This is a genomic window from Flavobacterium salmonis, assembly GCF_903819435.1.
In the GTDB taxonomy this organism is placed as follows: Bacteria; Bacteroidota; Bacteroidia; order Flavobacteriales; family Flavobacteriaceae; genus Flavobacterium; species Flavobacterium chungangense.
In genome coordinates this window covers 107741-132930 of record NZ_CAIJDP010000060.1, presented here as the reverse complement: position 1 = coordinate 132930, position 25190 = coordinate 107741, and the positions used below count along the sequence as shown (strand labels likewise).

27 protein-coding genes are annotated in these 25190 nt (G+C 37.0%); 10 read left to right on the top strand and 17 right to left on the bottom strand.

Features of this window, described 5'->3' with window-relative positions; all coding sequences use genetic code 11:
- The first annotated feature begins 12 nt into the window (after window positions 1-12).
- From FLACHUCJ7_RS05255 to FLACHUCJ7_RS05235, 5 genes are all read left to right on the top strand, one after another.
- On the top strand, window positions 13-1188 hold the full coding sequence (locus FLACHUCJ7_RS05255) for a hypothetical protein (RefSeq protein WP_180908163.1): 1176 nt from the start codon (window positions 13-15) through the stop codon (window positions 1186-1188).
- Window positions 1185-1910: a PRTRC system protein B gene (locus FLACHUCJ7_RS05250; protein ID WP_180908162.1), complete on the top strand. Its 726-nt coding sequence runs from the start codon at window positions 1185-1187 to the stop codon at window positions 1908-1910. Before FLACHUCJ7_RS05255 ends, FLACHUCJ7_RS05250 begins: the two co-directional genes overlap by 4 nt.
- On the top strand, window positions 1907-2713 hold the full coding sequence (locus FLACHUCJ7_RS05245; RefSeq protein WP_180908161.1) for a PRTRC system ThiF family protein: 807 nt from the start codon (window positions 1907-1909) through the stop codon (window positions 2711-2713). The genes FLACHUCJ7_RS05250 and FLACHUCJ7_RS05245 overlap by 4 nt, the downstream gene beginning before the upstream one ends.
- Window positions 2706-3014, top strand: coding sequence for a hypothetical protein (locus FLACHUCJ7_RS05240; protein ID WP_180908160.1), 309 nt, complete (start codon window positions 2706-2708; stop codon window positions 3012-3014). Before FLACHUCJ7_RS05245 ends, FLACHUCJ7_RS05240 begins: the two co-directional genes overlap by 8 nt.
- A 103-nt stretch (window positions 3015-3117) precedes the next feature.
- Complete coding sequence (locus FLACHUCJ7_RS05235; RefSeq protein WP_180908159.1) at window positions 3118-5994, top strand: DUF3696 domain-containing protein; 2877 nt, start codon at window positions 3118-3120, stop codon at window positions 5992-5994.
- Window positions 5995-6152: 158 nt separating this feature from the next.
- Here the strand turns inward: FLACHUCJ7_RS05235 and FLACHUCJ7_RS05230 are convergent, their stop codons facing one another.
- The 13 genes from FLACHUCJ7_RS05230 to FLACHUCJ7_RS05170 all read right to left on the bottom strand — a co-directional run bounded on the left by FLACHUCJ7_RS05230 (window position 6153) and on the right by FLACHUCJ7_RS05170 (window position 16035).
- Window positions 6153-6431 (bottom strand): molybdenum ABC transporter permease, encoded by a 279-nt coding sequence (locus FLACHUCJ7_RS05230; RefSeq protein ID WP_180908158.1) that lies wholly within the window; start codon window positions 6429-6431, stop codon window positions 6153-6155.
- A 129-nt stretch (window positions 6432-6560) separates the two neighbouring features.
- Window positions 6561-7001, bottom strand: a complete 441-nt coding sequence (locus tag FLACHUCJ7_RS05225; RefSeq protein ID WP_180908157.1) for a DUF3872 domain-containing protein — start codon at window positions 6999-7001, stop codon at window positions 6561-6563.
- 11 nt (window positions 7002-7012) lie between these two features.
- A complete protein-coding gene (locus tag FLACHUCJ7_RS05220) occupies window positions 7013-7573 on the bottom strand; it encodes a conjugal transfer protein TraO (protein WP_180908156.1) in 561 nt (186 codons plus the stop codon).
- Window positions 7574-7597: 24 nt separating this feature from the next.
- Window positions 7598-8491: a conjugative transposon protein TraN gene (gene traN, locus FLACHUCJ7_RS05215; RefSeq protein ID WP_180908155.1), complete on the bottom strand. Its 894-nt coding sequence runs from the start codon at window positions 8489-8491 to the stop codon at window positions 7598-7600.
- 25 nt (window positions 8492-8516) lie between these two features.
- On the bottom strand, window positions 8517-9851 hold the full coding sequence (gene traM, locus FLACHUCJ7_RS05210) for a conjugative transposon protein TraM (protein ID WP_180908154.1): 1335 nt from the start codon (window positions 9849-9851) through the stop codon (window positions 8517-8519).
- Complete coding sequence (locus FLACHUCJ7_RS05205; protein ID WP_180908153.1) at window positions 9838-10125, bottom strand: nitrogen regulatory IIA protein; 288 nt, start codon at window positions 10123-10125, stop codon at window positions 9838-9840. Before FLACHUCJ7_RS05205 ends, traM begins: the two co-directional genes overlap by 14 nt.
- Window positions 10126-10143: 18 nt before the next feature.
- Complete coding sequence (locus tag FLACHUCJ7_RS05200) at window positions 10144-10572, bottom strand: hypothetical protein (RefSeq protein ID WP_180908152.1); 429 nt, start codon at window positions 10570-10572, stop codon at window positions 10144-10146.
- Between the two features lie 11 nt (window positions 10573-10583).
- Window positions 10584-11207, bottom strand: coding sequence for a conjugative transposon protein TraK (traK, locus tag FLACHUCJ7_RS05195; RefSeq protein ID WP_180908151.1), 624 nt, complete (start codon window positions 11205-11207; stop codon window positions 10584-10586).
- A 21-nt stretch (window positions 11208-11228) separates the two neighbouring features.
- Window positions 11229-12224, bottom strand: a complete 996-nt coding sequence (gene traJ / locus FLACHUCJ7_RS05190) for a conjugative transposon protein TraJ (protein WP_180908150.1) — start codon at window positions 12222-12224, stop codon at window positions 11229-11231.
- Window positions 12225-12227: 3 nt separating this feature from the next.
- Window positions 12228-12860, bottom strand: coding sequence for a DUF4141 domain-containing protein (locus tag FLACHUCJ7_RS05185; RefSeq protein ID WP_180908149.1), 633 nt, complete (start codon window positions 12858-12860; stop codon window positions 12228-12230).
- Window positions 12861-12888: 28 nt separating this feature from the next.
- On the bottom strand, window positions 12889-15393 hold the full coding sequence (locus FLACHUCJ7_RS05180) for a TraG family conjugative transposon ATPase (protein WP_180908148.1): 2505 nt from the start codon (window positions 15391-15393) through the stop codon (window positions 12889-12891).
- Complete coding sequence (locus FLACHUCJ7_RS05175) at window positions 15390-15719, bottom strand: DUF4133 domain-containing protein (RefSeq protein WP_180908147.1); 330 nt, start codon at window positions 15717-15719, stop codon at window positions 15390-15392. The genes FLACHUCJ7_RS05180 and FLACHUCJ7_RS05175 overlap by 4 nt, the downstream gene beginning before the upstream one ends.
- 10 nt (window positions 15720-15729) lie before the next feature.
- Window positions 15730-16035, bottom strand: a complete 306-nt coding sequence (locus tag FLACHUCJ7_RS05170) for a DUF4134 domain-containing protein (protein WP_180908146.1) — start codon at window positions 16033-16035, stop codon at window positions 15730-15732.
- 273 nt (window positions 16036-16308) lie between these two features.
- On the opposite strand from FLACHUCJ7_RS05170, the gene gapS4a reads away from it, so the two are divergent.
- From gapS4a to FLACHUCJ7_RS05145, 5 genes are read left to right on the top strand one after another with little or no spacing between them, the layout of a single operon-like run.
- Window positions 16309-17214 (top strand): GapS4a family protein, encoded by a 906-nt coding sequence (gapS4a, locus tag FLACHUCJ7_RS05165; RefSeq protein ID WP_180908145.1) that lies wholly within the window; start codon window positions 16309-16311, stop codon window positions 17212-17214.
- A gap of 4 nt (window positions 17215-17218) precedes the next feature.
- Window positions 17219-18355: a GapS4b family protein gene (gene gapS4b / locus FLACHUCJ7_RS05160; RefSeq protein ID WP_180908144.1), complete on the top strand. Its 1137-nt coding sequence runs from the start codon at window positions 17219-17221 to the stop codon at window positions 18353-18355.
- A 1-nt stretch (window position 18356) separates the two neighbouring features.
- The gene (locus FLACHUCJ7_RS05155) at window positions 18357-19403 is read left to right on the top strand and encodes a nucleoid-associated protein (protein ID WP_180908143.1); all 1047 of its coding nucleotides are present in this window, start codon (window positions 18357-18359) and stop codon (window positions 19401-19403) included.
- A 10-nt stretch (window positions 19404-19413) separates the two neighbouring features.
- Window positions 19414-21966: a sacsin N-terminal ATP-binding-like domain-containing protein gene (locus FLACHUCJ7_RS05150; RefSeq protein ID WP_180908142.1), complete on the top strand. Its 2553-nt coding sequence runs from the start codon at window positions 19414-19416 to the stop codon at window positions 21964-21966.
- A 2-nt stretch (window positions 21967-21968) separates the two neighbouring features.
- Window positions 21969-23045: an AlbA family DNA-binding domain-containing protein gene (locus FLACHUCJ7_RS05145; protein WP_180908141.1), complete on the top strand. Its 1077-nt coding sequence runs from the start codon at window positions 21969-21971 to the stop codon at window positions 23043-23045.
- A gap of 5 nt (window positions 23046-23050) precedes the next feature.
- Here the strand turns inward: FLACHUCJ7_RS05145 and FLACHUCJ7_RS05140 are convergent, their stop codons facing one another.
- The 4 genes from FLACHUCJ7_RS05140 to FLACHUCJ7_RS05125 are packed head-to-tail and all read right to left on the bottom strand — an operon-like array spanning window position 23051 to window position 25154.
- Window positions 23051-23689: a conjugal transfer protein TraD gene (locus FLACHUCJ7_RS05140; protein WP_180908140.1), complete on the bottom strand. Its 639-nt coding sequence runs from the start codon at window positions 23687-23689 to the stop codon at window positions 23051-23053.
- 2 nt (window positions 23690-23691) lie between these two features.
- On the bottom strand, window positions 23692-23991 hold the full coding sequence (locus FLACHUCJ7_RS05135) for a DUF3408 domain-containing protein (RefSeq protein WP_230408795.1): 300 nt from the start codon (window positions 23989-23991) through the stop codon (window positions 23692-23694).
- A complete protein-coding gene (locus FLACHUCJ7_RS05130; RefSeq protein WP_180908138.1) occupies window positions 23966-24382 on the bottom strand; it encodes a DUF3408 domain-containing protein in 417 nt (138 codons plus the stop codon). Before FLACHUCJ7_RS05130 ends, FLACHUCJ7_RS05135 begins: the two co-directional genes overlap by 26 nt.
- A gap of 4 nt (window positions 24383-24386) precedes the next feature.
- Entirely contained in the window at window positions 24387-25154 is a 768-nt protein-coding gene (locus FLACHUCJ7_RS05125) for a ParA family protein (RefSeq protein WP_180908137.1), read from the bottom strand.
- Window positions 25155-25190: the final 36 nt, after the last annotated feature.

The window sequence follows — 25190 nt, the reverse complement described above, 5'->3', positions numbered from 1 at the left end:
ACAGTAAAAACGATGAATTATGAAGCGCAACATCATATCGGGAGTTATTACCCTGCCCGAACCCAAACGGCAACAGCAGTTGCACCGACAATTGGGCGAGTTCGCCAATTGGATGCAGAGACCCAAAGATGCAAACGAGGTGGGCAAAGACAAACAGAAATCTGTACCGACAGCCATGCTACCAATGGTATTCTAAAGTGCAGCTTTCTGCCCAAACTGAAAACGGCACCATTCGTACAAGCTTGTAAGGAAACAGCAAAACTGGAAAGGGATTTTTATAAGTCCCTTTCCCAACTTGCCGAGCATTACAGCATTGAATTGATGCAGACACAGCTTTACGGCTATCCCTACAATATCGCTTTGGCGATGCGGGATATAGAAACTAAATTAAAACGCACCCATACCAATTGGGATAGTTTGCGATTGGTACAGGACAGTAACAAAACCTTTTTGGTAAGCGAGGAGCGATACAATACAGGAACTACGTTGTATTATATCCCCATAGTTCCGCTCTTTAAAATGCTCCACGATCCAAATCGGAAAAAGACCGCACAGTTACTTCTGTCGGTTTGCAGTTATCTGTACCATATTGCCGACATTCCGTATTACAGACAGGAAAACACGTACCTCTACTGGATGTATGAAATGATGAACGATTGGGTGGAACAGGACGATGAAACGGACGAAACCGAGGGCTATAAAAGCGAACTTAGGCAAGCTGAACAGATTGGCGATTTGATAGAGCAAAAACTATTCAACCGTATCAATTTGCAGGTATTTGAACAGCGTTTAAACAGCTTCAAAAGCCTTGATGCCTTTGACCGAGAGTGTTGGCAGGTAGCTTGCAATGCCTTTGCACTTTTTACGGAATATCCCACAGCAGGCATTTTTAGAAATGCACCTATTTCGGAACAAGACCCTTATAATGATGAGGGTGACAATGAAACCATCGGGATGGAAAAGTACATTTCCTTTATAGCTTATACCAAAGGCTGGCTATACGAAAGCCTTTCGGACAGCATCAACAATGAATTTAACGAGTACGGGGAAATGGAAGAACCCACCATCTGCAAGCACTTTGACGCAAGTGCAATAACAGCGGGAAGCCTTGATTTTGAGAACCGCCTGTTTCCCTTGTTGAACGATTTATGCGGGTTGTTATATGAATATAAAACGGAATATAAATGAACAATTTAAACGACATCACCGAGAATTTCGGGACATTGTACCACCCGAAATCCGCTTTGGTTTTTTATGAAACCAAAGGAACTGACACCAATATGTATGTGGAGCATTTTGATATGGACAAAAACGGAAATCCCATCAATGCCCATCCTTTGACCGTAAAGGAAGCCAGCGTATTGGCAAAGTCATTGCAGACCCATGAAGAAAAAAGCAAAGCCTTTTTAAAGCCAAAGGGAATTTTGCCGACCAACATTCTGCACATCAACCCGAGTGAAAAAGGGACAGTGCTTTGGTACACCAAAGCACAGGAGCGACAATTGTTTTTTGTGAATGGTTTGGACATTTCGAGCGGAATGTCTTATGTTCCGCCAATGGTTTGGTATGCAAATAAAAACAGCCTCTGCGTATTTGCCCTTGCAAGCGAGAGAAGACCCACAGAGAAAACACCATTATATTATGCCCCTTTTTTCAATGTCTATGAAAACGGAAACGTATGTATGGGAACGGTAAGTATAGATATCAAAAATTCAGTTTCGGTAGAGGAATTTACCACTGCTTGGGAACATTACTTTTTCAACAGTTATTTCAGTCATTTATTGGGAAACTACAATCCAATAAAAGGAAATTGTGCAACCCTATGGAAAAACCTAATTGGCACAGATAAAACCTTTCCGAAAGAAGTATTAAAACCAAATAACAAAACACTTAAAAACCTAATCAGATGAACACTGAAAAAATAAAAGTCCATTTTACGGACAACTATCTGATTAATTCCGCCAATCCGATTGCCGTAAATTTAATCGGTGCAGGTGGCACAGGCTCAAAAGTCTTGACTGCCCTGATGGAAATGAACCACAGTTTAATTGAACTCGGACACGCAGGATTATCCGTTCGACTTTGGGATGATGATGTAATAACGAATGCCAATCTAGGCAGACAGCGTTTTGCAGAGTGCGAAATAGGATTGTACAAATCCGTTGCTTTAATCAATCGTGTCAACCGCTTTTCAGGTACTAATTGGAAAGCGGAAACGGTAAAATTTGAAAAGGACAATTTCGGCAGGTTGCCCCAATTTGCAATGGCTACACTTTATATTACTTGTGTGGACAGCGTACAGGCAAGGTTTGGAGTGGCTGAAATCCTAAAAGAAGCAAGCAACCGCAGAAACTACCAAGACGAGCCAAAATATTGGCTGGACTTTGGCAACAGCCAGCACACAGGGCAAGTCCTGCTATCTACTATCACAGAGATAAAACAGCCTAGTTCAGAGAAATACCAAACGGTGGCAAGCCTGCCAATGGTCACAGATGAATTTGCAGAACTGCTCAAAGAGTCCGAACAGCAGGACGACACTCCAAGTTGCAGTTTAGCAGAAGCGTTGGACAAACAGGATTTGTTTATCAATTCTTCTTTGACCCAGATGGGATGCTCATTGCTTTGGGGATTGTTCCGCAACGGAATGACCCGATACAGGGGATTTTTTCACAATCTGAAGGATTTCCGAACCCATCCGATAAAAGTTGGCTGAAAACCAATTTTCGGCGGCAAAAAGACAGACCCTTCCGATGGTCGAGACAGTCTTTTTGCATAAAATCGGAACAACCACATTGGAAAAATGTCCCTTCCCAAATTCCTTTCCCTTACATTTTACCAAAGCGGTTGTGACGTTTTTGGCAGGGATACACATCCCTCAACCACATTTTGGGCTTCTTTTCTTTCCACATAAGCGACCGAAGAAAAGAGCAAAAGAACGCTGCTTGGTTTCTAATGGATTTGGCTTACAGTCTGCTGTAGATAAAATTAATTTAGTAAATTTACTTTGCGAATAAAATGTATAATAATATTAAAATGCGAATTGCACATATTCGAGATAAGTCGTAACTCAAGACAAAGCCAATAAAGGATATCACATAAAAATAACAATCTATAATAATGCCAAACTTAGAGGGATTAGGTTTACAAAATTTTAGGACTTTCAATAATAAAGAAAATCTTGAATTTGCACCTATTACATTAATCACAGGTACAAATAATGCGGGGAAAAGCTCTGTTTTCAAAGCAATACAATTTTTGGTTCATAATTTTAAAGATGGAATTGATTCAGAAACCTTAGATTTTAAGACTATGAAACATGAACTTGGAAATCTTGACCGAATCTTTAATCGAGCTACAATGGCGGTTTTTAAAAACTCAGGAATTCCAAAAGATCAAACTATGTATTCGCGAATTTCAGATTTTCATGAAAAATATGATGAATACTCAGGTGCTCGACCTATTTTTGAAGAAGATGAAGATTTAGTATTTGCTTTTCCAATAAAATTTGGAAACAGTCGAGATATAAATGCGATTCTAGAGATTAGATATGAACTCAACCGATCTATACAAAACAATGAAACTAAAATTTATCACAACTTTAAAAATATTGCGATTATAAAGAATGGGGAATATCTACATTGGTCGAATATAATCGCTTACAGAGAGTATTATGATGAATCTCCTGAATGGGAAATGATAACAAGTCTTGATTTAAAAAAAATTATTCAATTTATCATAGATACACCTTTCGTAGAAATAAAAACAGAATTAGAACCCAATAAACAAACTGAAGAATATTTTACTGTTGATCTATTTAATAGAATTGAAAAATTCGGGGGTGTCGTTTTAGACTTACCTTTCTTTAAAAAGAAAAAGGATGGTTATGAAGGTTTCACAAAAAAAATTATCCAAGGGAAAAGTTTATTCTCTGATTATTCAGAATTAACAGAAGAAGAAAAGTTAAATTTTTTAGAAATAGAAAAAAAAATTATTATTGATCTTCTTAAAGGGAAGAATAATAGTCAATCCAAAGTTCACGAATGTTTCAAACATAGTTTTTCCAATATCTTAAATGGAATGGAAAGAGAGATTGTAAATGCTGAACAAGAAAAAGAGAACTCTGAGAAAAAAGAAAAAACCGGAGAGGAAGAAGATTTACTTGCTCGTTATAACTCCTCACCGTTTCAAACAACACCTACTAGCGAAGTTTTTACTAGCCTATTAGCAGCAATAGAAAAAGATTTTTCAGATGCTATTCAGAAAAAAATCGACAGTTTAAAAAAAGTTTATTTTCTGCCCACTTCAAGAGGCAGAAACAGGGAATGGTTTATTGACGAACAGAATGGTGAAGAGATTCATATTGTAAGAGATTTTTCCGCTATACATTTAGATAGTCAACCTCAAATCAAAAATTTTGTAAACTTTTGGATTGGAAAAGGAGAGATTAACGAATTTGACCAAAATGGAAAAAAGAAACAAAAAGGCTTTAAAATTGGAAAAGAGCTTTCATTTTTTAGAGACGAAACCATTGGGTTAACTAAAATTTTCCTAGTTAATTTTGATGGAACAAAAACACCTCTGATCGATTTAGGATATGGAATATCTCAGTTACTCCCAATCATTATGAAAATAGCCATTATTGCCCAAGAACAAAAGAGGGTTCATGAATATGATTATAATGAAGGGGATTATCAAAGCCAGGCAGTATATTTTAGTCCTTCCACTTTGTTAATAGAAGAACCAGAAGCTAACCTGCATCCTTCCTTACAGTCAAAAATGGCGGAGTTATTTATTGATGCTGCTTCGAGATTCAATATTCAGTTTCTTATAGAGACTCATAGTGAGTATCTAATTTATAAATTTCAAGAATATATAGGTCGAAAAATAGTTTCTTCAAATGATGTTAAGATGTATTATTTCAATCATCCTAATGATGTCACAGAAGGACTCAAAGATAACTACATTAATCAAGTAAAAATAGGTAAAGATGGTAGTATTGATTATGAAAAATATTTTGGAAAAGGATTTTTTGACGAACAGACTAATTTGAAACTAAGTTTATTGAATATTGAAAGAAATAGTTTTGTAAAAGATTATGAAACAATAAAAGAAAAACTTAAAAATTCTACTGAAACGCTTGAAGAATATGATGTCAAAATAGAGGAACTCAATCAAAAACTGTCAACTGCAACTACGGGAAAAAATGAATTAGAAGAGGAACTTGATGGAATTAAAAGAGAGAAAGATGAAAAAGAATTAAAACTTCAAGCAATCATAAAAGAGCAAGAAGATAACATTGATAATTATACAGATAAAACTAATTATTTAAAATATTTAGCAGAAATTAAAACGATTATAAATGAAAATAAAATTAACAGTTCAAAAACACTTAAATATTTATCAACAGGTAAATTTCTATTAAAGAATTTAGACAACAATGCAGATTTTGCACCTGTTATCATACAGTATGGCCGAGCAGTTGAATTTGAGATGATAAAATGGGTCAATGATTTTAAAGGCATTAAAAGTACTGCTGATATAAATACATGGTGCACAGACTATGCGAATGAAATTAGAAGTGTATTTACTGATTTAGGATTAGCACTTGATAATAGTAATTCTAATTATGAGATAAACACAAATCAAAAAGTAAACCTATTTAATCTATTTAATTACGTGCAAAATGCTAATAAATGGGCATTTGGAAACTTAACTCAAATCTTTGAATTATTTTACTATATCTCCCCGACAAAAAATTCTACTTACAATTACAATTCTGTTCCTTTAATGGTCGAATTTTCAAATTATTTGAAAATTATTTTTGCAGATTATAATACAGCAGAAGGATTATTTAACACCTGTCGAAACATATTAGATTTGAGAAATTGTGCAGGACACACTTATAGTAATAGTGTTTGTACCAGTGATATTATTGATAAGCCTACAGCAGAGAAGTACGTTGCTAAGGTTGAAGCTATTTTTAGTTGTTTATAGTGTGATTTATCTAAACACTATAATATAGTATAATATAATAAGTAAAGAAGTGCACAGCATGAAGCAGTTTGACAAAATGTGGCTGGTTTGGTTAATTGAACATTAGACCTCGCATCAACTTTTGCACTGTATCAGTTTCTATACAATAAGAATAAGTATCAGTATGGAACAGTTTTTTCTATTTTTGTTACCTGCTTTTCCTTTTCTTTTTTCTCACGTGAATAAACCCACAATGATAGTAGTCCAAAAATAATCATCGCATAAGCGATCCATTTTCCTACTAGTTCAATAAACTTAATAGCAACCGATTTTTCATAAGATGAGAAACCCTCAGCTCCCATAGGACCACGCCTGTAAAATTTTCGCCGGTTAATCCAGTAGCGTAATCCCAAGCCCAAAACCAAAAATAGTATTCCTATTACCAATGATGAAGTCATACACTTTATTTTTAATAGTTTCCTGATATAAAATTAAAAAATATTTAAGAACTTCTAAAATTATTCTTTTACAAATATCCTGTAAAGCAGCACGGCTTATCCAAAAGATAAGCCGTGTAAGCAATTAGCCTAATCAGTATTATTAAACTGAAAACTCAACTGTTTTTCATTCCCGAAATTATCCGAAATCCATACTTCGAAAGACTGGGAAACAGTGGAATTTGAAGTGTAATACAACCGGAATTGCTCCGCTGATATCGGATACAGATCATTGGGCTGGTAAGGCGGTTCATTGTAATACTGCAAGGTTCCCTGCCCGTCAAATTGAAAGTAGCGGATGAAATACTGCGTGCCCGTGTAATTACCCGCCGGCTGTATGGTTAACCTTATTTCCACGGTATCACCACTCGAAATGTCTTTAGGTACGGGCATTACTTTTACCTCAAAAGGGAAATCATTCTGTATTTCCAGTTCGTCCTTATTACAGGACAAGAGCGTAACAGAGCTTATCAGCACTGCCAGCAATAACGGCAGTAATTTTATTCTGAACTTATTAAAAGATGTTGTCATCGTTTTTTGTTTTAAAAATTAAACCTTAATCCCACACCTGCAGATGGCCGGAACTGCTTTAGATCCGTACCCCATAAAGCCTTTGCACGTCCCTGCAGCACTAACACAAATCGGTCTGACAGGTAGGTTTCAATAGTCAAACGCCCCCCAGCTCCGAAGATAAAATTATCCCCGCTTAGTATTTTCGCTCCGTCATACAATATAGTTTCACCCCGATTGATGCTTTCGTAACCGGCTACGCCGGTTATTGCGGCATTGAGGGTAATGTTCTTACGTCCATCTCCCAATAGGAAAAAACTGTACCCGCCCTCGGCGGTATAGGTTTCCTGCGGAATACGGAGGTTTTTATAATCGTGGTATTGGTGCGTGTATTCCAATGCCCAAAGCAGGTAATTGCCGTTTTTTCCGTTAACGGTCATACCGATATTGAGGTAATAATCATTGCCAATTTTATCATTGGATAATACACCTGCATTTACTTCCAGTCCTTTTTGTTTTGCCAGCATGCGTTGTGCCTGTGCTATTGTGATGCCCATCAAAACAAGCATCACGGTATAGATATATTTTTTCATTTTATTTTGTCGTTTAATGGATTACTAAAATTTCAGGTGCATATCATTAATGAGTCGCGCTTTTATCAGATCCGAATTTTCTACCGCAAGCGTTTGGTGTCTGCCTCCGTTTTTCTCGAAAATATCTACCAGCAGTACTTTATCATCAGCCATGGTAAATTGGTCTAACAAAAACACGTTTTGTTCGCTTGCTTTTGCGCCGATCTCATCCAGCGGCTTATAGGTTCGAAGCGGTATCAGTGATCTTTCCTGTATCACGGTGCGTTTGGCTATTTTCTTATCCACCACTTTGAAATTGATAAAATCAATCTGAAAGGGAACATTGGTGCGGTTTGCCAGCTGGGTATGGAAATAGTATTTACCATTATGGATGTAAATTCCTTTCAGGATAAACTGAATGCCAAAACTTTTCGCCCCGATATGCTTTACAAAACGTTTGTCTTTTTTATAGATGGTTTCCAGCACCAGTCCTGCCAGAGACGGCGAATTATTGCCCAGCTCTTCAAAAAGCACATCGTTTGCGGCAGATTTATCCATTGTCTTTTGCATGGTGATAAGGCTGTAGCCCAATGTCTCCGGAGAAGGATTATAATACACGTTGAAACTGTAAAAGCGGCCGTCATCGGTAATCACCGAAAAATTGGTTTCAGCTTCAAACTCCCTTACCGATGCTTTTACACGAAGCACATTTTCTGCATCTTCAGCCTTTGCGGCAATCAGGTATTCACTTCCGAGATCCACATAACGGATGGCAGTGGGGAAAATCAGATGGGAAGTCTTATCATAAGTTACTTCCATCTGATAGGGCTGTATAGCGCCCATAGTAAGTGGCGATTGTACAGCATCCTGTGCCATAGAGGACACAATAGAGCCGATCATTAAGGCAAAAGCCCAAAAGGTTTTTAAATGATTTTTCATTATGTTATTGATTTTAAGTTTACTATTATTTTTTATTTTTTGAAACAAGAAAAACCTGATGCCCAGATTTTAGGGTAACTTTCGGTGTCCTTACTTTTTTGGAGAAGTAACCGGAAATCCCCTGAACCACTCCTTTGCTCATCTCTGCAGCTATCTGCTGTCCTGCCGATTGGGTCAGCATCAGGCTTGTTCCTGATTGCTGGCTCATATTGCCGGTCATTTCGCTAAGGGCATTCATTTCCGCTGAATAAGGAACAGACAAACCCTGCTGTCCATCAAGGTCATAGATTGTGATTTCGACAGGGATGATAGTACCGTCGATTTCTATAGAAGTAACTTTTAGCTGTAAACGCCCTGTCTGAATCTTAGCCGCAGCCGTTAAGATGGTACCTTTGGGAATGATACGGCCAGAAGTCTGGGCAGGTTCCAATAAACGCAGCTGTACCAGGCTTTCACTGATAATGGTCTGCGTTTGCTGCACACAGGCTTTGATGCTGTTCTTTGGCTGTACCTCTTGTCTGGACGAACCAGCCGTATAAAAACTGCGGTTTCTGGCGCCGCTCCATTCTGCCCAAAAAGTACTATCGCTGGGTTCGCGGTACAGCGATGATACTGTATTTTTTGTTGCTTTGATCACTGGTACAAAATTTCCTTCCTGTATTGCCGCAGGAGTAACAATACTTATACTATTGCTGTTTGGGACCTGATTGGTAACGGTTCCTGAGGGAAGGTACTTGGCAGCCATCTGATAGGATTTCTCCATGAGTGCCAGTTGGTCAGCTGTCGTTACACTGGCAGGCACTTCCTTTTCAGCCAGCTTTTCCTTTAGCTCATCGAGCTTCCTGCGGAGTTCCTGTGTTTCGCTGTTATCGTCCTGATAAAAAGAACTTAGCGTACTTTGTGCGTTGCGATAGCTGTTGAGTGCCGGGTTGCCGGGTTTTCCAGTACCGCCGACAGTACCATTGTCCGGGTCTTGCTCATCAGCTGCTGCCGCTGTTGGGTTATCGGCTGAATTGTCCTGGTTCCAATAGTCTGACAGCGTGGTAAGGGCACTCTGTTTTTCCTGGTCTTTCTCTTCCAGCATCTCCTGTTCGTAGGCCTTTTGCTTGTCTGCCTGCATTATTGCATCACTTGCCTGCGGTACGGCATCGTTCAGTCCGATGTTTTCGATTTCTTTTTTCGAGGAAGACGGTTTAAATATCAGGTACATACAGCCTAAAAATACGATGCCCATTAAAACGAATACCAGTGGTTTTTTAAGCCGTTCCTGCTTGCTTTTTTGATCATCAGCAAGATTGGATGTGTTGTTCTGGCCGCCTTCTTCAATAAGAAGGCTGACCTTTTTTTCATTTTCCTTCATAATTTTTATTTTTTAGAATTGTTATCAAACTGTCCCCTAAAGTCGGAGGACTTTCTTTCTTTTTCAGGGCAGGGTTTTCAATATGCCTGATCTCCATATCATTATCGGATCCCGCGGTATCGAGTACTGTTTTAAAAATAACCCCTGCAGTAATCAGTACATATCCTGCAAAAAAGTATAGTGTACAGCTGTGTTGTTTTTCTACTGGCAGTGCCTGCCAGCGCTGATCCAGCCTGTCAAACCACTCGCTCATATTGGTTCTTAGATTTTTCATAATCGTATTGTTTTCTAGCTATAGCTTGAAATGCCTGCGGGCTGGCACAGTCTCCTGCTCAATCACATCACTAACCATAGCAATTGCTTCACTTGCTTTTGGCATAGTATCTACTGAAAGATTTTCTAATTTCGATTGCTTTAACAGCTGGCCGAACTGGTCTTTTTGGGTTATTTCCATTTTTTGAAGCTCGAAATTTCCGTTTTCATGTTTCACCCGCATACGGCATTCAATTCTCGGGTGTTCATCACCTGTCCATTTAAGATAGCCGGTGACCGTAAACTCGCTGTTAGAAAAAACTTCCTTTCCTTTTTGGCAGCTTTCCAGATAGTCACTGATACTTTCTTTTAACCTGCCGGGATGTGCAGACTGCGTATGGAAATAGCCATTATAGCCTTTATCCGAAAGGCTTTTTGAGAATGTTTCTAAATCAATTACCTGTTTCATATCTTTTTAATTTAGCGTTTAACGACCTCAATATCCCTGTTCTCCCTCACGGCGAACTTTTCGATATTGAAGCCTTGAGGGTTATTGTCCGAACGGACGGAGTTTACCAGAAAACAGGACGTAACCAGGTTACGTTTTGTCACGTTGCTTGAACGGATAATGAACTGTTTGGCATAGGTATGTACTGAATAGGGATAGGTCTCAAAGCTGCAGGACACACTGTCTATTTCGATGCGCTGCTGCACATTGCCCGATATAATACGGTTGTAATATCCTTTCTCGGAAAGGTCTTTGTAATAGTCAAAGGCACTTTTATCGGCAAGATTAAAGGCCCTTTTCATATTGCTTTCAATCGCGTTTTTATCCGGAGCAAGTGTAAAGAAGAGTTCATGGAACCGCCTTACGTGTTCCCGTGCTTCGACGGGACGGTTGATTGAGGCATCCTGAGCGAGTGCCAGCATAAGTGATTTCCCATTGTCCAGTACATAAATTTTCTGTCTCTGCTGCTCGGCAAAACTGTAGGACTTCCATACCGCATATCCTGCAACACCTGTGCAGAGCACTGCAAACACAATAGCATACAGGCGTATCTGCCTGAAACTGTTTTCGATATTTCTTAGCGTTTTAAATTCCATTTTCTTGAATAATTAGTTGTTTTATTTGCTTATCAGCCTGCCGCCGATATTTCCAACTGCCGAACCCGCTCCGGCTCCGGCAATATTTCCCGATTTCATAGCCGTTTGGTTGACATTACGGGTAAAGTTTCCAGCACCGCCGGCTTGGATGATCCAGCCCGTCACCGTCGGAATAGTGAAGTAGCCCACAATACCGATAATCATAAAGATGATATAAATACTGTTTGAGGTATCGGGAATGAAAGTCGGATCGGCAAGCATTTCAATATCCCTTTCAACAATCAGCGATTGTATCTTGGCAAGCATCGAACTGAACAGGTCTGCTACCGGAAGCCATAAATAAACGCTGATATATCGGCTGAGCCACTGCGTGAGTGTCGATTGAAACCCATCCCATACCGATATGGCAAATGCTATTGGTCCGAGTATGGATAGGACAATAAGAAAAAAAGTTCGAATGGTGTCGATCACGAGTGCTGCTGCCTGAAAAAGTATTTCCAGCAGATTGCGAAACCATTCCTTTATTGCTTTCTCTATCCTATAAGCCTCTCTGTCCATATACAGTCCTGCCATTGTCCCGACATCGGCGGGTGACCAGCCTAATTCATCAAGTTTTTTGTCAAATTCTTCGTTTGACACCAAATAGGCAGTTTCTGGGTTGCGGAGCATTGCTTCGCGGTCGAGCTGGTCTTTTTTTGCCTGCAGCTCGTTCAGGTCAAGCACTTGGTCTTCGAGGATGGAGTGGGTACCTGTAACCACGGGACTTAAGACCGCATTGATGGTTCCCAGTACAACGGTCGGAAAAAACATGATACAAAGCCCTAAAGCAAATGGGCGGAGCAGCGGGTAAACATCAATAGGCTCTGCACGGCTGAGTGCCTGCCAAACTTTTAATGCCACATAAAACAAGGCTCCAAGACCAGCCACCCCTTTAGCCACTGCCGCCATATCGGCGGACAGCGGGAGCATCTCATCATACAAAGAGCGCAGTACCTGATGAAGGTTATTAAATTCCATGGCTTACCAGTATTTTTGGTTTGGTGTTCCATAGAGTTCCAGCACTCTTTTGGTATTGTGCTGCTTTTTCGCCCTTAGAATGCTTACCGAGATATTCTTATTGGTATAGTAGCGCACCAGGCTGTGGTATTCTTTGACTTCTTTGTACACACGGTCAATGATATCCATGCGCTCTTTGTCATTAAGTGACAGGCTGGAGGAATTTACAATCTGTTTGAGTTCTTTCAGCAGCTCGGTACTCTCTCCCAGAAGTGCCGAATAGCCATTGGCAATAGCAGTCAATTCCTGGGCAGAAAAATTGGGGTCATTCATCATTTTGCCAAAATTCTTTACATACATTTCCGATACATCGCCCACCAGCAGAACGGTCTGCTGCACTTTGCGCGCATCTTTCACCAGATTGTTTACCGCTTGGAGTTTGTCGTAATATTCTTTGCCCTGCTTGTATACCTTTTCTACTTCCTTGAAATTTTTGACGACATTGGATACCGTGTTAGAGGTCTGTACTATTTCATTGGCGCTGTTGAGAATACCTGAGGCCAGATTTGCCGGATCGGTAACTACAAATTGAGCTTTTACGGAAGGTGCTGCGGCAAGGATAAGCGCCGTATACACCAAAAACATTAATTTTTTCATTGTTGTTCGATTTTTAAATTAGTAATTATTATTGATTTGCCTGATCACGCCGCCTGATGGCAATTCGCTTAATGGCTTGTTCGACATTGCCGCCCAGCTCTTGGGCAAGCTGCATCACTTCGAGTTTTTCGGTTTCCTCAGTGGTATATGCGAGATATTCACAAAGGCTTACTTCGGTGGCATATACAGCAGAATGTGTTCCACCCAGTCCAATCCAGACCTCTTTGTACAATCGCGAAGGGTCATTGTTCATGTTGATGGACAATACCTGCGCTTTTTCCTTGTCGGTCAGACCCAGCATGGCCTGTATATCATCAAACTTGTTCATGTACTTGCGCTGGTCCAGCAGGATCTTACAGTCGGAATTGTTGATAATACTTTCCTTGACAATCGGTGACTGGATGATATCATCGACTTCCTGAGTCACTACAATGGCTTCTCCAAAAAATTTACGCACAGTCTTAAATAAATAGCGGATATATTCTGCCATACCTTCTTTGGCTATCGCTTTCCAGGCCTCTTCAATCAGGATAAGCTTTCGGATACCTTTGAGCCTTCTCATTTTATTGATAAAAACCTCCATAATGATAATCGTTACGATCGGGAAAAGGATTTTGTGATCTTTGATGGCATCTATCTCAAATACGATAAAGCGTTTGGATAATAAATCCAGCTGTTGTTCTGAATTCAGCAGGTAATCGTATTCACCGCCTTTGTAGTAAGGCTCCAGTACATTGAGAAAATTTGCAATATCAAAATCTTTTTCCCTGACCTGTTTTTCTTCCAATACTTTGCGGTAATCAGTGCGTACATAATCATAAAAACCATTGAATGAAGGTTTTGTATTTTCCTGTTTGATTCGCTCGATATAACCGCTTACAGCATTGGAAAGTGCTACCTCTTCCGAGCGGGTTGGCGGTTCATCATCTCTTTTCCAAAGCGTCTGTATCAGGGTTTTGATACTTTCTCGTTTTTCAATATCAAATACCCCGTCATCGGTATAGAAAGGATTAAAGGCAATCGGATTGTCCTCGGTATAAGTAAAGTACACGCCGTCTTCTGCTTTGGTTTTACTTTTGATAAGTTCACATAATCCCTGATAACTGTTTCCGGTATCTACCAAAAGCACGTGGGCTCCCTGTTCGTAATACTGCCGTACCATGTGGTTGGTAAAGAAAGATTTCCCGCTTCCTGAAGGGCCCAATATGAATTTGTTACGGTTGGTAATAATTCCTTTTTTCATCGGTAGGTCGGAAATATCCAGATGGATGGGATTTCCGGTCAGACGATCTGACATTTTGATTCCGAAAGGCGATAGTGAATTTTGATAATTGGTTTCTTCTGTAAAAAAGCATAAAGCAGGCTCGATGAAAGTATAAAAACTTTCCTCACTTGGAAAATCACCGGAATTGCCAGGAATACCAGCCCAGTACAAGGTTGTTGTATCGGTAGTGTTGTGTCTTGGTTTACATTCCATGAGTGCAAGTGCACTCCCGGTATCGTTCCTTACTTGTTTTAATTCGCTGGGGTCATCCGACCATGCCATCACATTGAAATGGGCTCTTATTGAAGAAAGTCCGAAGGAATGTGCCTCGTTCAGGTAACGCTCAATCCACTCTTTGTTTATCTGGTTGCTTCGGCTGTAGCGTGCCAGGGAATGCATATTCCTTGCAGACTTCTCAAATTTTCTAAGGTTCTCATCACTGTTATCCAGAAACAAGTATTGGTTGTAGATATGATTGCAGTTCAATAACAATCCTACCGGAGCAGCAAACGACAATCGGCAGTCGCTTCGGTCTGTGGAAAGCTTTTCGTAACGGGTATCTGCCGATACTGTACCGGGCAGATCATCTGTGTCGGACAAGGTGTGCAGGCATAGTCTTTTGTTACCGATGCGTACTTCTTCAGTCCCCAGGACAATGTCCTGCATCGGTGTCCCGGATTCTCGTGAGAGGGTGAAATATTGCTCAAGTAATCCCTGCTTTTCATCTGTCCCGACTATTTCTTCTTCGCTCAGCCTTGTAAGTTTTACAAATCCCGAATCGTTAAGAATTCTTTCAAATTGTGATACGGCTTCCATAAAACGATGAATGGTTTCTTTATCGCGAATTTCTTTTGGTATTAAAGTGCCCTTGCATAAGGAAGAGAAATTACTCTGGGTGCGCATTCTTTCTTTAGTGGTTTTGGTCAAAAAGAGATAACAGTAATGATTCAAAAATGGGCGTTCATTAAAATGCTGCTGATAGGATTTCCCTAAAAAACTTACTTCTTCCTGATCCATTTTTGGAGCATAGTCTTCTTTAATAAACCAATCCTGCTTGTGTACCACTGTAAAATCTGGCAGTGTTTTAATTGCTTTATGCCAGGCGGAGTGAATGGCTTCATATTCCGCAGAAGCTACAGTGAACAGCTCGGGTAAATGCACCTGAAAACATGCCGTTATATCAGCATCCTTAGAAAGGATACAATGGTTTTCTACTGCCAGTAAAGGAAATTTATTTTCCAATGTGGCGGCTTTTGAGGTATTTCTCATAGCTGTTTGGTTTTTACTGATGAAACATAGCGGTAGATGGGCTTGCGACAAATAATGTATCGTGGGTGTCTTTTTTTTGCGCCCACTTTCATTAGCCCATGTTCTCCATACTTATTATTCAGGGAAAAGGTCTTCCAGATAATAAGTGATGCGCCGCCAATACCAAGCCCTAAACAGATATAAGAACTGATCCCAATGATATACAGGATCATCACCAGGACAAGAATACCTAGCAGACCGCCTGCAAAAATGAATAGATACTGCGCTTTGAGTCCTTTAAATTCTACTGTACTTCCAATCCCTTTATTGATAGTGTAATTGTTCATATATCAGTTTTTAAAGGAAGAAAGAACGAAGAATCGTAGCAGCTACAATAAGGAAGATACACGCGCCAAACCAGCTTGCGGCCGTTTTACTGGTATCGGGATCACCGCTGCTGAATTTGTTATATACCTTAACACCGCCGATTAATCCAACGACAGCACCGATAGCGTAGATGAGCTGAGTGGCGGGATCGAAATAAGAGGTGACCATCTGGGTCGCCTCATTGATACCTGCAGTACCATTTCCCTGTGCGGATGCACTAATTCCTGACAGTATTGCCAGGCCTGCCAGCAAAACTTTTTTTCTTTGTTTTTCCATGATTAAAACAGATTAAATTGTTGTTCTTTTCCCGCATCCTGCGGGATTTGAAAACAAAGATGTTATGGAAATCAAAGCGTAATCATAAACTGGCAGTCAGTGGAATTATTTGACCGCAAGTGGAAGTTATAACAAGAATTTTTTTATATTAGTCGTTTAATTACTTAGAACTTAAAACAAAGAATACTAAGGCAAAAATTATAAAAATATAATCTAGTGATTAAAAAAAAGTCTAAAAAAATAAAGAAGCTTAGCTTCAATTAATTAAATTTTATGGGTGAATATTCAAAACGTATAGGTGAGGTTGGGGAAAATGTTGTAGTAGATTTTTTAAACCTGATTGGATGGAAAAATCCTTTGAGAAATGATGATATTGAAAGTATTGATACTGATTTCAGAAAAAGAACAAATGGTATTGATGGATATTTCCATTATATTAATCCAATGGTCAGTAGCACCATTGAAAATGTAATCTACTCTTCAAAATATAGTACTGATCCTTACCCTATATCACAAATTACCACACAATTTAAAGATCGTTATCTTGAATTAGCTAAGGCAATTGAATCTTTTAAAAAATCAGAACTAAAGCAATACACCATTAATCTTCATCAAAACATTGATACACATTTCGATAGAGGAATTCTTTTTTGGCTTAATAACTCCGGAACAGGCGAAAACGATTTAATAAGCCGCTTATCAAGGATTGAATTAAATACAGGTGTTAATCATGATGGAATTTTTTTAGTAGATAATAAGCGAATTGAATTTATATATGATTCAATTTGTTTTGCCCAATTAAAATATCGTTATCATGATATAGATTTCATCTATTTTAATAATGGATTGAATAATGATGACAGAAATCCAAGGAATGGAAAAATTATGCCTGTCCAATACATTAATTCCAGCATTTTACCCCTAAGAGCATCAAAAGATAATGAAACAACTATCATAATTAATGCAATAGAAAATTTTGATAGAGATGATTTGATGAAATATATGGGGATAGCCAAAAATATTGGATGTAATTCACAAGGATCAACAGTAATTAGTTTTCCTAACTACTCAGAAACTGAGCATTTACCTACTGTAAATAATATTAAGCAAATCTTCAATGATGCTTCTTTTACCTCTCAATTAGAAGTTGTTAATTATAATAACCCAATTTTACGATAATACTATGGAAAAATTAGAAGTAAATAAGCATATTCCTTTCGGAGCAACCCTTCAAGACGTTTTGAACCATCCATCATTATCAGATACGAAGTTAAAATATTTACTTCGACTTAGAGGTATTTATTTAGAGGATTCAAAGAATAATGATACATATCCAATTCTATTATCTACAATTCTTTCACCCAGTGAATTTGAATATATCAAAGAAAATATTAGAGGAAAGGAGTTGAATCAGAAAATAACTTCAAGACCATTAGCTTGGCATAATACTGAAGAATTAATAAAGATTGTTCCTGATAAGATTGATTTAAATAAAATCTTAAAAGATGCAGATTCAAGACAAACAATAATATCACAAACGAACTTTGCCATGGTTGAGGGTAATCCTAACAAGGTAAAAATGCAGTTTAGATGTCAGACAAATAATTATAATTCAGGTTGGTATCGCACCAAAAATGAATACGAAGGAGAAATAATAATTGAAAAAGTTCAAGAAAATGATAAAGTGTATTTACGAATGCTTTATACTTCTCCAGAAACCCTTTCAATTGCAGATTTGGGTGTTAAACATTTAGTTAATGACTTTAAAAACAAAAAATATACTAAACCAAATACGGAAGTAGAAAGAATTTTATACAGTAATTTCACCAATGAAGAAAGGATGAAATTTTTCTTAAGTTTGACTGATAGTTCTGAAATTTTTGAATTTCAAAGGGCAACCGATCTGGATATGGCACCAGACAGGACCATGGAAATGCCAATTGAAATTGCTAAGCTGATGACAGGAAAAGTAAATACTCTAAAAATAAATGGTGAAACATTACATGAACATTATTTAATTAAAGAAAATGAAAATCATAAATATATAGAATTGGCATCTGTTGAAGCCTTGTATAACTTTTCTTATCACGCTGCCGAGGGAAGCTGTGTGGTCCAATTTGGATTCAATGGTTATTTTAAAAAGAGACTTAGCAACATTGAATTTTCAATTGATGTATCAACCGTCAATCTTAAAGATGAATACAGAGGAGCAAGTAAAGATAAAGTTAGGCTGTTTTTATTACAAGAATTTGAAAAATTCAAGATGGAGAAATACAACTGGTTGAAATCTCAATCAATTTCTAAACAACATACACCATAAGATGAATAAAATAGATTTTACCCAAGTAGAAATAGATAAAATTATAACTCATCAGGTAGGAAATAAACTAAGAGATGAAAAATATAGTCTTTCCGACGAGGAATCTATATTAGATTCTGATACCAAAAACTATCTTTTGAAATACTTTTTTTCGCTTTTAAAAACAGAAGAGTTTTATAAGTTTACTCATGCAGTAAATCTTGAAATGAATGAAGTGTTTACTTTAACTAAAAATATTTTTTCAAAGCAAGACTCATTTACTCTTGATTCTCAAAATATTGCAAAGTTACTTTATGAACAATCGATGCATCCTAAAATAAAAGAAGGGCAACTAAATATATCGTTATTTAAAAATGTTATAATTGAAGATGAAGTTGTAAATGTTCTTGGCATTTTCAAATCTGAAACCTCTTCTCCATTTATTCAAATGAAAAAACAAAAAACAAATTACAGTATTATACACGAAATTGGGTTTGATTTAAAAAGCATGGATAAGGGGTGTTTGATCTTTAATACAGATAGCGAAAGTGGATATAAAATTGTTATTATAGACAATGCAAGTAAATCAAACGAAGCACAATATTGGAAAGATGAGTTCTTAAATATTAGTATTATCAAAAACGAATTTCATCAAACCAATCAATTTTTAGGAATTGCAAAGCAGTTTGTCACAAAACATATAGATGAAAATTTGGAATTAACTAAGGCTGATAAAATTGATTTTTTAAATCGCTCTGTTGACTACTTCAAAAAAAATGAAACATTTGACAAACAAGAGTTTGAAAAAGAAGTTTTTGGAGATGATAATGTAATTGAATCATTCAGAAAGTTTGACCAAAATTACAGGCAAGAAAATGAGGTAGAATTGGCAGATAGCTTTGAAATCTCAACACAAGCAGTAAAAAAACAATCACGAGTTTTCAAAAGTGTTCTGAAACTCGACAGAAATTTTGACATTTATATTCATGGAGATAAAAATCTCATTGAGAAAGGAATTGAGAAAGATGGAAGGAAATATTACAAAATTTATTATGAAGAAGAAAAGTAACTAAAAACTTATGATTAAATCAATTGAAGAAGGACGTAAAGAAGATGGTAATAGATCTATTGCAGATAAAATAATTAAAAGGCTCCATGATTTAGAAAAAACGGTACAGAATAATTATGGCCGGTGGGCTTGGGAGTTATTGCAAAATGCAAAAGATAGTATAGCTGAGACAGGAAGAAAGGTTTCTGTTCAGATTATTTACGATCATAATAAAATTGAATTTTCTCACAACGGCAATCATTTCACCGAAAAAGATATTAGAGGACTCATAAACCAAATATCCTCTAAGGAAGTTGATGAAGGTGAAGTTAGCACTCGAACTGGTAGGTTTGGTACGGGATTCCTCACTACACACTTACTTTCAAAAGAAGTCTATATCAAAGGAATAGTTGAGACCACTGGAGGTGACTTTTTCCAGTTTGGCTTCCCATTAGACAGGAATGGAAAAACTACTCCTGCGTTGATACCTAAAATTGAGAATGCTTGGAAAGGTTTTCATGCTTCTACTGTAAACAATGAAATTGAAGAGTATGATGAAGATGAATACAACACCTCATTTACTTACACTTTAGACTCAGACGATCAAAAAGACATTGCGCAAATTGGAGTTGATGAGTTTATATCATTAGTACCTTACGTTTTATCATTTATACCAGAAATATATTCTGTAGAAATAATTGATAATGTAAGAGATGAATCAATTGTATTCCAAAATGATTCAAGCATAGTGGATGGTTTCAAAAAAATAATTAAAATTAAAAACGGTAAAGCAACAATAGTAAGATTATTATTCGCAACAAATGGAACTGTATCGATCGCCGCAAGAGTAAGAAAAAAAGAAGATGTTTTTGAAGTTTTAAGTTTAAATGATATACCGAAATTGTTTTGCGATTTTCCTTTAATTGGTACTGAAAATTTTCATTTTCCAATAGTAGTTAATAGTTTTTATTTTAATCCCCAAACGGAAAGGGATTGTATTTGGCTAATGGGAGACAACGATCATGAAGTTATAGAAAATAAGTATTTACTACAACAAGCTCTAGTATTATATAATCAGATGATTTGTGACCTAGAAAACAAATCGTTTAAAAATGTTTATAATATTGCTAAAACAAAGCTCCCTTCAACTGATGAAAAATATTTTGATGCAGAATGGTATTCTAAGGATATTCAGATACCTTTGAGAAAATTTTTACTTACAAAAACGATTGTTGAATTAGAAAACGGAAGCAATGGTAAGCTGAATGAACTTTGGTTCCCTTTAAAATCATATGCAAAAGATACAAAGGAAAAGCTTTGGAAATATACATCAGATCTTTTTCCACAAGTAGTTTGTAAAAAAGATAATCTGCATGAATGGATCGAAATAATTTGGGATGATATTAGTAAAATTACCTTTGCTGAATTGATTAAAGATATTGCAAACTGTAAATCAATAAACAAATTATCAGAATATTTTGAAAATGATGAAAATGAAACGTTTAAATGGTTTAATGAAGTTGGGAGTTTTATCATAAGTGATGAAGCCAACCTTCCTTTACTTGAAAAGAGTGCTATAATACCTAACGAGAATGGTGTTTTTTTAATTAAAAGTGAACTTTTTATTGACAAGATTAATGATCCTTATTTAATTGAAATATTACAACTTTTAGGGGAAGACTGGAACGAAATTCTAATCCATCACAAAGTAACTTTTGGACGATACCCCGTAAAAAAGAAAAATGAGATAGCTACTAAAATAAATGAAAAACTTAAAAATTTCAGTTCTAAAAATCAAGATTTTATAAAAGCTATAAGCCTTTTGTCAGAATGGTTTGACAACAATTCAGAAGAAGGAAAAGAACTATTTTCCGAAACATATCGAAAAAGGGCTGAATTATTCATGAATACGATTGAGGATAAGGATAGTTTGTATAAAGTAATGAGAAGTAAAACAGATTTAGCCCATCTCTCGAAAGTGGCAGAGGCAATTGAGGAAAATCCACGTTTATTTGAAAATATAGAACATGCCAAAGAAATTTATTCTTTATTAAAACAATATAATGTAAATGATTTACAACAACTAAGGGATCTATTAGACAATAATGGCAATAATCAGCCTGAACTGGGCTCATTATTACCTGTAACCCAAGAGATATTGGCAAATATGGGAATTTCGTCCTTGGAAGAATGGCAAGATGCGATAAAGGATAAAGATTTAGCTTCATTATTTTCCCATAAATCCACACCATCTACTGATATGTTTGTTTACGTACAAAGTTTAATCCAAAAAGCTAAAGAAAGTATTATTGAATATTTAAAAGCTTTAAATGACTACGATCTTACTGATTTGGATGACACTACAGCACCTACCATTCTTGCGGGGATCTTAAAAGACGGGAAACCAATAAATATAGTTGCAAGACCTGCATACAACGGAGAAGTAATAATTTATTACGGTTCCGAACGTGATATTTTAGATTACGAACCTTCTGAATTATGGATAGATGATGGGATTAAGCCTAGGATGATTTCATTAGGACATTTATTAAAGAAAGCTCAAATAGTTAAATTCCCTGTTTAGTTATGAATATCAGTACAGATTTATCCAGTATAATAGGTAAACCGGCAAATGAGAGTCTTGAGTACAAAGCTGTTCTGCCTCCTGCAAGAAGTCTTGCCCAGATGATAGCTGCTTTCGCGAACTCAAAAGGTGGAATGATAATCTTAGGTGTAAATGAGGCTAATGGAGAGATAAAAATAACAGGATTAAGTGAAGATTTTCATGCTAATGGGGTAACGCATAAAGCTATCGATTTACTAACTCCTAAGCCTAATGTTAATTATAAATATCTATCACATAAAGATAAAAGGTTATATATTATTGTAGTCGAAAAATCTTCTGTTAATATTACTATTGAAAATAAAATTTACATTAGGCAAGGTACTAAAATCATCCTCAATAATCCTGAGATAAAACATAGTAAAGTCAATAGACTTCCATCAATCTCAAAATTAAGTGATGACTTATTGTCTTTTCGTTTATCCAGTACAGGCGCAAAATCAAAATTTTTGGATCATTATTCAGGTGTTTTAAATATAACTGATGATGTGGGGAATATATTATATCCTAGTTCCGTTTCAACACCAACAACTAATCAAGAAGGTAAAATTCTAATGAGAATTTTATTTTCATCATGTGCAGATAACTTTGAGATTTACCTTACAGACCTGTTGTATGAGATATACTTAGCTAATCCATCATCATTGAAATCAAATCAGCAGGTTACTATTAAAGAAGTTCTAGATTGTTCGGATATGCAGGAATTTGTACTCTTTTGGGCAAAAAAGAAACTTAGTAAATTACAAAGAGGAAGTGTAAAGGGATTTATTGCTGATAATTCACAAATAAAAGATTTAGATGTACTCGATACTATCCAGCAAGACAATATTGAAAAAATACTACAAATTCGACATCTTTATGCTCACCGAAATGGTATAGTAGATGAAAAATTTTTGCAATTTTATCCTGGGCAATATAATATTAACGAAGAACATCAATTATCAGCTGAGGATCTGTTGAACCATTTCTCATATTTAATTGATATTGTTGACAAAATAGATAAGACCGCAATCTTAAAATATCATTTAGCGACCCTATAGCTAATTCACACAAACTCTCCAATATCAAAATCCTCCAAATCATTTTTCCGCACAGTGGAAGATCCTTCATCCGTTTCAGAAGAAAGGCTCCCGTCCAATAGCTCGGCTATCTTGCGGGAGGCACTTTCCACAGAATTTTCTAACAGGCTGAAAAGTTCGGTTCCCTGTATTTTTTGAACTATCTTGACTACCTTATTTTGTTGGGAAGGCTCCAGTATTTCTTGCTGAAGCAGCGATCCAACGGCAGTTAGTTCTTCAAAGGTAACCCCCATAGCAAAACCAAAACTATCATCCCCATCGATGTCTCTGTACCTGTTCCATTCTTCCTCTTCATCATCAAAATCAGGTACTTTTCCAAAAACTGCATCCAGCTCTTCCTGCGGAATTTGTATGCCGAAATCTTCCAGGTCGATTTCAATATCAAAATTATCAGTTTTTATTTCCGGATCTGGTCTTTGGCGTTCATTGGCACTCTTTGGCTGGAAAAGGCTTCTCATAGGTTTAGGCTGCCCCATAATATCGGGAAGTTTTGGATTAACTTTTTCCTGAGATGACTTTTGCTTTGTCCGTTTCTTGATAACAATTTTATCCTGTAACTGCAGGACAATAATGACCAGCAGGCATATTACAATAATTGTTTCCATAACTAAAGAATTGGTTTGTTGCGTTCATTGAAATAATCCGTGATGTCCTGGCCAAATTCCCTGAAGTGATGTTCCATAATATTGTCAATGTATGAATAGAGCGTAATTTTTTCTTCTCCCGGTAATTGGACAATGCGCAGCAGACGCTCATGGTACTCGGGACGCAGGTATACTACTTTTCCGCTTCGTCCTGAGGGAAAGCGATTGACCATAAACAATTTATGAAATTGTTCTTTACGGTTTTCGTGAATTTTAATTTTTATCTTCATGATTAGTTTATAAAATAGGTTTGTATTTCTCATTAAAGCTTTTGGTGATATGTTCTCCAAATTCCTGAAAATGATACTCCAGTACATTGTTTAAATAGGCATAGATCGCTAACTTATCCTCGCCGATAACCTGAACAATCCGGGATAATTTTTCATGAAAATCAGGCTGGATGTACACCGTTTTTCCATCTCGGGCATTGGTATTGGTCTTCTTAAAAAAAATGGCTTCATAATCTGTATCAGTTCCTCTTTTAATTTTTATGCGCTCCTTTATTAAAGGCTTCTCTAGTAGCGGTTCTGTTAAAGGTTTGTGCTCTTCTGCTGGAGGCGTTAGTCCTTCCTTTTTAACTCCATCGGCCATTATATCCATCATCAGCGCTTCGTCGATCTCAGGAGTGATTTTTTTCTTAGTCTCTTTTTCCATAGCTTTATAATTGAACAATATTTAAAAATTCTTCCATAAACTGGTCTAACCGGCAAGCCTTCATCAAGTGCTTGTCCGGAGGCATTAAAGTGGAGCGGAAAACAGACTTTGTATCGAGTTCGCTTTCTTTTCGAAATCGTGTGCTGTTCATGATGCTGCACTGCATAAGGCTAAATCCCAAATCATTGATAAGTTTGTTATAGATGCCATATAAAGGGGAGCGTTCCCGGCCATCTACCTGGTTCCAAAAAAGGTTGATACTTTTAATGGACGTTTCTCCTTTTTTCATAATGACATCCCGCATCAACTGTGTAAAAACAAGGGTGCTTTCCATTACTACACGATCAGCAGTAATGGGGGTAAAAATGTGATGCATCCCTGCCAAGGCTTTCAAAATACCTGGTGTATTTACCGTTCCGGGAAGATCAAAAAAGATCACGTCTATTGGGATTGTTGAGGATTCTAAAAAATCATTTGCCGCCTCCAAAACGCCTTCAGCTTTATGCTGGATAATTGGATAGGCTTTTTTGTTTATCGTGGTAAACTGCGTGTATGCTATCCTTTTTAAAACCTCATTTTCCATTACCATTGCCAGGTCACGGGTTTTCATTTTCATTAAGCTAAGTTGTGGAAAATCGGCATCGAATACTGCAACATTGTAACCCAGACGATAATGAAGCGTACTGGCAGCAAGTGCCGTGAAAGTGCTTTTGCCAACACCTCCCTTTTGGGAAGAAAAGGCAATAAATACGGGTTTGTTTTCTGTTTTCATTTTTTACTGTTTTAAATTATTGATACTTATTTATCT

Coding starts and splice junctions, on each gene's coding strand:
- FLACHUCJ7_RS05175 (WP_180908147.1), bottom strand. CDS start 15,719: ATGAACAATTACACTATCAATAAAGGGATTGGAAGTACAGTAGAATTT.
- FLACHUCJ7_RS05200 (WP_180908152.1), bottom strand. CDS start 10,572: ATGAAACAGGTAATTGATTTAGAAACATTCTCAAAAAGCCTTTCGGAT.
- FLACHUCJ7_RS05140 (WP_180908140.1), bottom strand. CDS start 23,689: ATGGAAACAATTATTGTAATATGCCTGCTGGTCATTATTGTCCTGCAG.
- FLACHUCJ7_RS05180 (WP_180908148.1), bottom strand. CDS start 15,393: ATGAGAAATACCTCAAAAGCCGCCACATTGGAAAATAAATTTCCTTTA.
- traK (WP_180908151.1), bottom strand. CDS start 11,207: ATGGAATTTAAAACGCTAAGAAATATCGAAAACAGTTTCAGGCAGATA.
- FLACHUCJ7_RS05150 (WP_180908142.1), top strand. CDS start 19,414: ATGATTAAATCAATTGAAGAAGGACGTAAAGAAGATGGTAATAGATCT.
- FLACHUCJ7_RS05230 (WP_180908158.1), bottom strand. CDS start 6,431: ATGACTTCATCATTGGTAATAGGAATACTATTTTTGGTTTTGGGCTTG.
- traN (WP_180908155.1), bottom strand. CDS start 8,491: ATGAAAAATCATTTAAAAACCTTTTGGGCTTTTGCCTTAATGATCGGC.
- FLACHUCJ7_RS05170 (WP_180908146.1), bottom strand. CDS start 16,035: ATGGAAAAACAAAGAAAAAAAGTTTTGCTGGCAGGCCTGGCAATACTG.
- FLACHUCJ7_RS05225 (WP_180908157.1), bottom strand. CDS start 7,001: ATGACAACATCTTTTAATAAGTTCAGAATAAAATTACTGCCGTTATTG.
- gapS4a (WP_180908145.1), top strand. CDS start 16,309: ATGGGTGAATATTCAAAACGTATAGGTGAGGTTGGGGAAAATGTTGTA.
- FLACHUCJ7_RS05135 (WP_230408795.1), bottom strand. CDS start 23,991: ATGAGAAATACAAACCTATTTTATAAACTAATCATGAAGATAAAAATT.
- FLACHUCJ7_RS05145 (WP_180908141.1), top strand. CDS start 21,969: ATGAATATCAGTACAGATTTATCCAGTATAATAGGTAAACCGGCAAAT.
- FLACHUCJ7_RS05155 (WP_180908143.1), top strand. CDS start 18,357: ATGAATAAAATAGATTTTACCCAAGTAGAAATAGATAAAATTATAACT.
- FLACHUCJ7_RS05220 (WP_180908156.1), bottom strand. CDS start 7,573: ATGAAAAAATATATCTATACCGTGATGCTTGTTTTGATGGGCATCACA.
- FLACHUCJ7_RS05245 (WP_180908161.1), top strand. CDS start 1,907: ATGAACACTGAAAAAATAAAAGTCCATTTTACGGACAACTATCTGATT.
- traM (WP_180908154.1), bottom strand. CDS start 9,851: ATGAAGGAAAATGAAAAAAAGGTCAGCCTTCTTATTGAAGAAGGCGGC.
- FLACHUCJ7_RS05235 (WP_180908159.1), top strand. CDS start 3,118: ATGCCAAACTTAGAGGGATTAGGTTTACAAAATTTTAGGACTTTCAAT.
- FLACHUCJ7_RS05185 (WP_180908149.1), bottom strand. CDS start 12,860: ATGAAAAAATTAATGTTTTTGGTGTATACGGCGCTTATCCTTGCCGCA.
- FLACHUCJ7_RS05205 (WP_180908153.1), bottom strand. CDS start 10,125: ATGAAAAATCTAAGAACCAATATGAGCGAGTGGTTTGACAGGCTGGAT.
- gapS4b (WP_180908144.1), top strand. CDS start 17,219: ATGGAAAAATTAGAAGTAAATAAGCATATTCCTTTCGGAGCAACCCTT.
- FLACHUCJ7_RS05255 (WP_180908163.1), top strand. CDS start 13: ATGAATTATGAAGCGCAACATCATATCGGGAGTTATTACCCTGCCCGA.
- FLACHUCJ7_RS05125 (WP_180908137.1), bottom strand. CDS start 25,154: ATGAAAACAGAAAACAAACCCGTATTTATTGCCTTTTCTTCCCAAAAG.
- traJ (WP_180908150.1), bottom strand. CDS start 12,224: ATGGAATTTAATAACCTTCATCAGGTACTGCGCTCTTTGTATGATGAG.
- FLACHUCJ7_RS05250 (WP_180908162.1), top strand. CDS start 1,185: ATGAACAATTTAAACGACATCACCGAGAATTTCGGGACATTGTACCAC.
- FLACHUCJ7_RS05130 (WP_180908138.1), bottom strand. CDS start 24,382: ATGGAAAAAGAGACTAAGAAAAAAATCACTCCTGAGATCGACGAAGCG.